We start from the raw sequence: 1,954 nt of genomic DNA on the forward strand, positions 1-1,954 counted from the left end.
GGGGTCGGGCGGCGGCGGGGTCGAGCGGCGGTGACGGGCGGCGGGGCGGGGCCCGGGCGGTGGGTCAGTCCTCCCGCACGACCGCGGCGTGGGCCAGCTCGGCGAGGGCGGCCTGCCCGGCGCGGCTGGGGTGGAACCAGTCCCACTCGCTGAGGTCCTCCACCTGGAACGCGTAGCCGTTGACCGCCCCGTCGTCGTACCGGCAGAGCACGTCCTCGGCGCACACCTCCGACAGCGCCGCGTTGTAGGCGTCCACCCGCTCCGCGACGGCCTCCCGCCGCTCGCGGGTCTCCGCGTCGTCCGTGGCGGCGTCCCGCAGCATCGACTGGCAGATGCCGAACTGCCACGCCATCCGCGCCCGGTCCTCCTCCTTGCCGGTCCGCCACAGCTGCATCAGGTCCGGCACGCTGGCCACGAAGATCTGCGCCTGCGGCGCTTCCTCGCGGATGACCTCGACCGTCTCGGCGAACGCGGCGCGGAACGCCTCCGGCTCCGTCATCCTGTCCGGCGTCCGGGTACAGGCGTCGTTGGCTCCGGCGAGCACCGTCACCAGCTCCGGGTCGTTGGCCGCCGCGAGGCGGGCCTGCCCGGGCAGGTCGGCCATCATCGCCCCGGACACCGCCTCGTTCCAGCTCGCCTCGGCTCCCAGCCGCGCGGCGAGGCTGTCGACGTCGGCCTCGGTGCCGGTCGCCCACGACACCTCGGGGCAGTCCGCCAGCAGCTCGCAGGAGTCGAAACCGGTGGTGATGGAGTCGCCCAGGGCGGCGACCGTCGCGGGCTCGGTGTTCCAACGGGGGCCGGGCAGCTCCTCGTGCCGGGCGTCGTCGCCGGCCTCGCCGCGGGTCGCGGAGGGCTCCGACGCGGAGGAGCACGCGGCCAGCGCCGCCGCGGCGAGGAGCACCGCGAGGGCGGGACGGATCGGGCGGGTGGGGCGGCTGACCGGCATTCGGCTCCCTGCTCCGGACGGGTTGACATGGGCGTCGCCGCGGAACCGGCACTCCGGGCCGCACGGTAACTTGGGACCCGGCCCGGCCTGCGGGCGCGCGGGTCCGCATCACCAGCGTAAGAGATCCGTCCGCCGTCACACGCTGCCGATTTTGCCGAGATGTGGCTGTCTGTGGTGTTTACTGTTCGCTGAGTGACGACGCGCGGGCGTGGGCGACCCCGCGCCGGCTCGGGTCCGGCCGCCGGCCGGCCGGGCCCCGGCTGGGAAGGGCAGGAGGTCAGATGACCACGCGAGGTGTCCTGTACGTGCACTCCGCACCGCGTGCGCTGTGCCCGCACATCGAATGGGCCGTGGCCGGGGTGCTCGGCACCCGGGTCGGGCTCGACTGGACCAGACAGCCGGCCTCGCCGGGCACCTGGCGAGCCGAGCTCTCCTGGCAGGGGGCGGTCGGCACGGCATCCCAGTTCGCCTCCGCGCTGCGCGGCTGGCAGCTCCTGCGGTTCGAGGTCACCTCCGAACCGTGCGCCACCGCGGAGGGGGAGCGGTACAGCTGCACCCCCGGCCTCGGCATCTACCACGCCGTCACCGGGATGCACGGCGACATCATGATCCCGGAGGACCGGCTGCGCGCCGCCACGGCGCGCGCCGCGCTCGGGGAGAGCGACCTGGAGGCCGAGATCACCCGACTGCTCGGCAAGCCCTGGGACGACGAACTGGAGCCGTTCCGCCACGCCGGGGAGGGCGCCCCCGTCCGCTGGCTGCACCAGGTGGTCTGAGGGCGTGTGTGAGACCCCGCGCCGGGTTCGCGAGGCCGGCTACGGCCATCTGCTGCGTTGTCGAGAGACGCCCGCAGACCACCCGGTACGAGGGCGCCCCTCCGCCGTGCAGGTGACCGCATCCGGTGCCGCGAGCCGATCCGAACCGGGGTCTCACACACGCTCTGAGCGCGCGGGCCGGCGGACGCCGCCGCACACGGCTGTGGGGCGGAACCCCTGACGGGTTCCGGCC

The 1,954-nt window shown here is 74.9% G+C and carries 2 protein-coding genes; one reads left to right on the forward strand and one right to left on the reverse strand.

Features of this window, described 5'->3' with window-relative positions; translation table 11 throughout:
* Positions 1-64: 64 nt before the first annotated feature.
* A complete protein-coding gene (locus HCN52_RS18775; RefSeq protein WP_168089624.1) occupies positions 65-946 on the reverse strand; it encodes a GDSL-type esterase/lipase family protein in 882 nt (293 codons plus the stop codon).
* Between the two features lie 281 nt (positions 947-1,227).
* Between HCN52_RS18775 and HCN52_RS18780 the strand changes: the two genes are divergently transcribed.
* Positions 1,228-1,722 carry a DUF3145 domain-containing protein gene (locus HCN52_RS18780; RefSeq protein ID WP_168089625.1) on the forward strand — a complete coding sequence of 165 codons (495 nt, stop codon included), beginning with the start codon at positions 1,228-1,230 and terminating at the stop codon, positions 1,720-1,722.
* The last annotated feature ends 232 nt before the right edge of the window (positions 1,723-1,954 follow it).

Origin of the sequence: Streptomyces bohaiensis, from assembly GCF_012033785.1 — a bacterium.
Taxonomy (GTDB): Bacteria; Actinomycetota; Actinomycetes; order Streptomycetales; family Streptomycetaceae; genus Streptomyces; species Streptomyces bohaiensis.

Excerpts from the sequence above, each read along its gene's own strand:
- HCN52_RS18775 (WP_168089624.1), bottom strand. The coding sequence starts at position 946 with ATGCCGGTCAGCCGCCCCACCCGCCCGATCCGTCCCGCCCTCGCGGTG.
- HCN52_RS18780 (WP_168089625.1), top strand. The coding sequence starts at position 1,228 with ATGACCACGCGAGGTGTCCTGTACGTGCACTCCGCACCGCGTGCGCTG.